The following is a 5611-nucleotide window of genomic DNA, read 5'->3' on the forward strand; positions in this document are numbered from 1 at the left end:
TTTATCTCCGTCCAGCCATTTGCAGATGTAGTAGGCGACTACACTTGCCAAGACAGAGAGTAAGAAAGACGAAAATATACTCATGGTGGCACACCCCCTTTCTGTACCTGTATAGGGGTGGTAGCGTTGCCCATTATACCATAGTGGCAGAAATGCCACAAGAAGCCATTTCCCCTTGTTTATTATCAGAGCCATAAGGAAAAGAGTGTCAAGGGCGGTCGAAAGACCGCAGCGTTTACCCTTGATACTCTTTTTTGTTGGCTATCATGCCGGAGGGGGAAACGGCTGTCCGTCCGTTCCGTCACTTCCCCTTGTGCTTCATTGTCTGTTCCGGCGGAAGAAAGTAAAGGGTGGTCTGCGACCATTTTTTATCTGCTGCATTCGCTGATCGGCAAGCCGAAGCTCATACTGCAGATAAAAAACAAGCCCTTGACTGTCTCCCTCCTACACTTCCAAAGTCGCCCAAGAGGAAGTAAGCTCCACTGTATTTCTGGCGAAATCCACGCACGAATATATCCGCTTGACAAGTGGCTATCACTATGCTATATTATGTGTAGCGGATATATTGCAAGTTCCCTAAAGTGATAGCCTAACGGCTACACTTTAGAACTTGTGAGGGTGGCAAAGCCCCCCTTCAATCCCCCTTTGAGTGACCGCAGATATGCGGTAAATTGTTGAGTGATAGCCAAGAAGAAAGAGAGGTAAAAGCATGAGTTGGGGCGAGGAACAGCAGAAAGAAATTGAGACAATCAGAGAGAGAAAAATCACAGTGAAATTGTCGGACGCAGATTGTGACCGACTGGCGAGAAAGTGTGGGAAGCATGGTCTGACAATCGGAGAGCTGATAGAGAATTTTGTCGGAGATTTGGTGGGCGGTACTTACTCCAATGGAAGTGATGAAAGAGATTATGCTGACCAGTGGTTCGAGCGTTGTTGGTTCGGAATGTTCCCAGAGCCTACACTGCTGAATCACTTATTGAATTTGGGTTATGAACCAGAGCATTATCTGGATATGTTGGAGAACGTAGAGACAATAAAATCCGACATTGAAATTACTAAACAGAACATAGCAGAGCCAAGTGATGAATGGAAAGACATTGTGTACCACAAGTATAATGATGATTTTACAAGCTATGAGTGTGTGCCTTGTTACAATAGTGTTGATGAATATATAGCAAGCGAAAAAGAAGATTTAGAAAGCTATAAGGCAGACTTAGAAGAAGCACTGGAAGAACTGAAAGACATGAGAGCGGACTGGAAGCCAGAGAAAGAGCCGAACATGAACGAGGAAATCGAACTCATTAAGAAGTGGGTAAAGGAAAGAGAGGACTTCATCAATGAATAGGACAAGACCGAAGCAGATAGTTATAAGAGTGTCAGAGGAAGAACTTGCACAGATAAAAGAAAAAGTAGAGCAGTCTGGAAAGAGCCAACAGCAATATATCATTGAAGCCCTCACACAGTCGAACATTGTCAATCTGGACGGACTGAAAGAGATATATCCAGAGCTGAAAAGGCAAGGCAACAATCTGAACCAGATAGCCAAGAAGCTGAATGAAAATGGATATGTGGACTATAAGCAAGAGCTTCCTAACACCATGAAAGAGGTGAGAGAAGTATGGCAGTTATTAAAGCAGTATCTTCAAAAGCAGGCATAGGGCAAGCACTGGACTATGTGACAAAAGAGGAAAAGACAGAGGATAAGCTTGTCAGCGGTCTGCACTGTGAACCAGATACAGTAAAGGACGAAATGCAAGCCACCAAGGAACTATGGGAGAAAACCGGGGGAAGGACATACAAGCACTTTGTCCAGAGCTACCATAAGGACGAGAAAATCACGCCGGAGCAGGCACACAGGAACGCCTTACAGCTTGCAGAGAATACGTCGGCATGGAAAGGGTTTGAGGTGCTTGTGGCTACCCATAAGGACAAAAAACATATCCATACGCACTTTATCGTCAATTCCGTCAATTTTGAGGACGGGCACAAGCTGCAGTGGAGCAGCGCCGACCTGCAGGAGCTGAAGGAGCGGTGCAACGCACAGAGCAGGGAGCAGGGGCTACACGTCTCAGAAAAGGGAAAGACCTTTGAAGGAGCGGAACGTGAGGAAACAGTGGCATGGAAAAAAGAGACGTACCAGCTTCTGAAGCAGGCGGAGCAGGGGAAAGTGAAAAGCTATGTCCAGGACATTGCCCTGGCAGTCCTGGACTGTAAGGAAACAGCGACCAGCCGGGAAAGCTTTATTCGGCTGATGAATGAAAGAGGGTACGGAGTGGACTGGCAGGACAGCCACAAATACATCACATATACCGACTTAGCAAGGAAGCAGGCAGGAGAAAAGGCTTGCAAAATTCGTAATAATAAGCTGGAAAAATACTACAACATGGGTTTTGGAAAGGAGGAACTGGAGCATGAGTTTGAGAGAAATGCACGAACAGCAGAAGTCAGAGCAGGCAAGTCCGAGAGAACGGATCCAAGAACTGAACCGTCAGAGCCGGACAGAGCTGGAGAACAGCCTGCTGAAGGAAGCCTTAGCTTTGTCGAGCGAGAGCTGCGAGGAATTGATGAAGCAGTCAAATCAAGGACAAGCAAGGGCAGAGCAGAACAGGCAGAGAGACGCCGAGCTGAGCAGGCAGCTCATCAGCGAGCTGAAGAAGCAAGTCGAGCAGTTAGAGAACAGCAACGAACTACTTCAGAACGCCATATCAGCCGGAATTGGGAGCCTGAGAGATGAGGTCAGAGAAAGTACCGTCCAAGAGGTAAAAAAGGCGTTACAGGCGAATATAGAGGCGGTACAGAAGGCAACAAAAGCTCTTGAAAAGCAGTCTGATACGCTTACAAGCGTAATGAAGCAGAAAGTCCGGGAGCTGGAGGAAAGCAAAAACAGCTTTTTCAGATATGAGGGCTTGAAGATATACCTGTTTTGGGGCGGTATGGTCTGTAATATTGGGACGTTTTTGATAGTGTTATATTATTTATTTGTCAAGTAAAGTTTTATAAAAATGTTATATATAATTAATGTTTTTTTGTTGAAAATATAGTATAGTAAAACAAAAAGGAGGGGATGCCAATGTACTTGTTGCTTTAGATGCTATAAAAATACATTGACATAGGAGGAAAATTAATGAGAAATATTCGCAGATCTGTAGCGTTAGCTTTGGCAGCAATAATGATGATGGCTATGAATATGGTTAGTTTTGCAGCAGATACAGCTCCTGCTGAAACCGAGGCGGTAGAATCGGTGACTCGTTCAACTAATGGAGAATCTGTTTTGCTGGATAAAGTATATTTTGCGTGTGATGGAAAAAACACAATTTCTTCTCGAGAACCTATTCCTGCTACAGCTTTAGATATTGAAAATAGAATTTTAGGAAGTATGGAGTATTTTTATGATGGTTTAGATTCATCTGGAAGACCGCAGTACACAGTTAAGGCATCTATGACGTCTAATCCATTAAAATTAAAATCCAGTAAACTTGTAACAAGAGCTGAAGGAGTAAATAGTTGGCATACAAATGAAGAAGATCATAATGGGTATACAGGAACTAATTCTCGAAGCTATGTATATACGACTCCGAATCCACCATCAAATCCATATTGTGAAGCAATATTAACCGCAACTGATGAGAAAGGTGACGAATACGCAGTATGGAAAGGAACTCTTCGTGATGCTAAGTAGAAAATACTGAAATATTGGTAAGAGTAGTGATGAAAATAAGAGGGAGTGAAGTGAGGATGAGATATTCTTAATTCACTCCCTTTTTTTAGAGGTCAAAAAGGTGCAATAAATTCATTGATAAGATAAGCGATAAGGGCGAGAGGGAGTGAGGTGTAGATATTGACACCAAAAAGGCACTCCCTTATACTTGATGGAAAAAGGTAAAATACTTCATTGATAAGATAAGCGGTGAAGGCGAGAGGGAGTGAGGTGTAGATATTGACACCAAAAAGGCACTCCCTTATACTTGAGAGAAAAAGGTGCAAAAATCTATTGATAAGATTAGCGGTCAAGCGGAGTAAGGGCAGTATATTATATAATATATCTAAGTAGGAGAAAAATATGCGTAGAAATACAAAAACAATGTATGAGTGGAGAAAGGTATATAGGGATAAAGAGGAGCTGATGTTGGAGAGAGGTTTTCCAGAGGTCAGCCCCCATGAGTTCTATCGTGACTTGTTCCCAGAGGGGAGCTTACAGAGTGCAGAGCATGACGGAAAAGGAAATGTGATTGCAACCCAGATAAGACCATCTGGAAAGGGAAGAACGAAGCAGTGGGTTATAGATGATAGTCTGAATATGCTTGATAAGGTCATAGGGGACGAGTTCGGACTGATACCGCCTATCACGTTCTATGGCAAGACACACACGAAGCAGAACGCACATGAACTGTATGCGGTTGCAATAGATATTGATTATGTCGGAAAACAGCAGTTGAAGAACCTCTTGAAGCAATTCGGGAACGGAGTACAGCTCCGACCGACCTACCTTGTGAGTTCTGGAAAGGGTGTCCATGCCTATTACTTTTTGAAAGAGCCAGTACAGTTGTATCATAATCTGGAAGATACCCTTGCGGAGCTGAAAGAAGCATTTATCCGCAGACTATGGAACGATACGAGCAGTATCAGACCAGACAGCCCAGATATAACAGGTATCTATCAAGGCTTTAGGTGTGTTGGGAGCCAGAGCAAGCTGGGGGCAGACTTCCCAGTGAAAGCCTATAAGATGTCGGATAACCGCTATACTCTGGAAGATATAAAGGACAGCATACCGAACTGTAAGGTTGATTTATCGGTACTTACAGAGAAGCCGAAGAAAGAAAAGAGTAAGCTGTCACTGGACGAAGCAAAGAAGCTGTACCCAGAGTGGTATCAAGAGCGAGTTGTAGAGGGCAGACCGAAGAAAAAAGGCACATGGGTGTGTAATGAAGCCCTTTATGAGTGGTGGAAGAACAAGATTTTTACCGAAGTAAAGGTAGGCGGTAGGTACTTCTCAATCATGGCATTGTGTGCGTATGGCTTGAAATGTGGCATATCTGAAAGACGAATAAGGCAAGATGCCTATTCATTTTTGGAGCATCTGGAGAGCCTTACAGATGATGAGGACAACCATTTTACAAGGGAAGATGTAAAGGACGCATTGAAAGCCCTCAAAGCTGATAACAAGCTACTTTCGACTATGGCAAGCCGAGAATGGATAGAGAAGCAGACGAAAGTTGTCATACCGCCAAATAAGAGGAACGGCAGAAAGCAAGCCACGCACTTAAAAATCGCACGTTTTACCCTTGAAACAATGAATGAGGACAGGGGCAAAGCTCTACAAGGGAGACCAGACAAGGCGAAGATTGTCGAAGAATGGAGAGAAAGCAACCCTCTGGGAACAAAAGCGGACTGCATCCGAGAGACAGGACTTGCAAAGCATACGGTTTATAAGTGGTGGAAGTAGGGCATACTTGAAATGCTGAAAGGCATATGCTATAATGCCAGTAGGCAAGAAAGACGAAAGTGCTCATTGTGGCACGCAAAAAGCCCCGGAGTTGCGACCTCCGGGGCTTTTCTATTCCGTTGTGGCAAGGTGGCTTATGCCTTAGGCTGGCTACCGCCTATTTATCTC

At 44.1% G+C, this 5611-nt stretch carries 5 protein-coding genes; all 5 read left to right on the top strand.

Annotated elements, in window-relative coordinates:
* Positions 1 to 709: 709 nt before the first annotated feature.
* The 5 genes from BQ5364_RS00105 to BQ5364_RS00125 all read left to right on the top strand — a co-directional run bounded on the left by BQ5364_RS00105 (position 710) and on the right by BQ5364_RS00125 (position 5443).
* Positions 710 to 1345 carry a hypothetical protein gene (locus BQ5364_RS00105; RefSeq protein ID WP_002595442.1) on the top strand — a complete coding sequence of 212 codons (636 nt, stop codon included), beginning with the start codon at positions 710 to 712 and terminating at the stop codon, positions 1343 to 1345.
* Positions 1338 to 1658 (top strand): plasmid mobilization protein, encoded by a 321-nt coding sequence (locus BQ5364_RS00110; protein ID WP_002595443.1) that lies wholly within the window; start codon positions 1338 to 1340, stop codon positions 1656 to 1658. The genes BQ5364_RS00105 and BQ5364_RS00110 overlap by 8 nt, the downstream gene beginning before the upstream one ends.
* Positions 1619 to 2734 carry a relaxase/mobilization nuclease domain-containing protein gene (locus BQ5364_RS00115; RefSeq protein WP_002595444.1) on the top strand — a complete coding sequence of 372 codons (1116 nt, stop codon included), beginning with the start codon at positions 1619 to 1621 and terminating at the stop codon, positions 2732 to 2734. The genes BQ5364_RS00110 and BQ5364_RS00115 overlap by 40 nt, the downstream gene beginning before the upstream one ends.
* Before the next feature lie 390 nt (positions 2735 to 3124).
* Positions 3125 to 3679, top strand: a complete 555-nt coding sequence (locus BQ5364_RS00120; RefSeq protein ID WP_002595445.1) for a hypothetical protein — start codon at positions 3125 to 3127, stop codon at positions 3677 to 3679.
* A 381-nt stretch (positions 3680 to 4060) separates the two neighbouring features.
* Positions 4061 to 5443: a hypothetical protein gene (locus BQ5364_RS00125; RefSeq protein ID WP_002595441.1), complete on the top strand. Its 1383-nt coding sequence runs from the start codon at positions 4061 to 4063 to the stop codon at positions 5441 to 5443.
* Positions 5444 to 5611 lie beyond the last annotated feature (168 nt).

Origin of the sequence: Coprococcus phoceensis (genome assembly GCF_900104635.1) — a bacterium.
GTDB classification, from domain to species: Bacteria; Bacillota; Clostridia; order Lachnospirales; family Lachnospiraceae; genus Faecalimonas; species Faecalimonas phoceensis.

Coding starts and splice junctions, on each gene's coding strand:
- BQ5364_RS00105 (WP_002595442.1), top strand. CDS start 710: ATGAGTTGGGGCGAGGAACAGCAGAAAGAAATTGAGACAATCAGAGAG.
- BQ5364_RS00115 (WP_002595444.1), top strand. CDS start 1,619: ATGGCAGTTATTAAAGCAGTATCTTCAAAAGCAGGCATAGGGCAAGCA.
- BQ5364_RS00125 (WP_002595441.1), top strand. CDS start 4,061: ATGCGTAGAAATACAAAAACAATGTATGAGTGGAGAAAGGTATATAGG.
- BQ5364_RS00120 (WP_002595445.1), top strand. CDS start 3,125: ATGAGAAATATTCGCAGATCTGTAGCGTTAGCTTTGGCAGCAATAATG.
- BQ5364_RS00110 (WP_002595443.1), top strand. CDS start 1,338: ATGAATAGGACAAGACCGAAGCAGATAGTTATAAGAGTGTCAGAGGAA.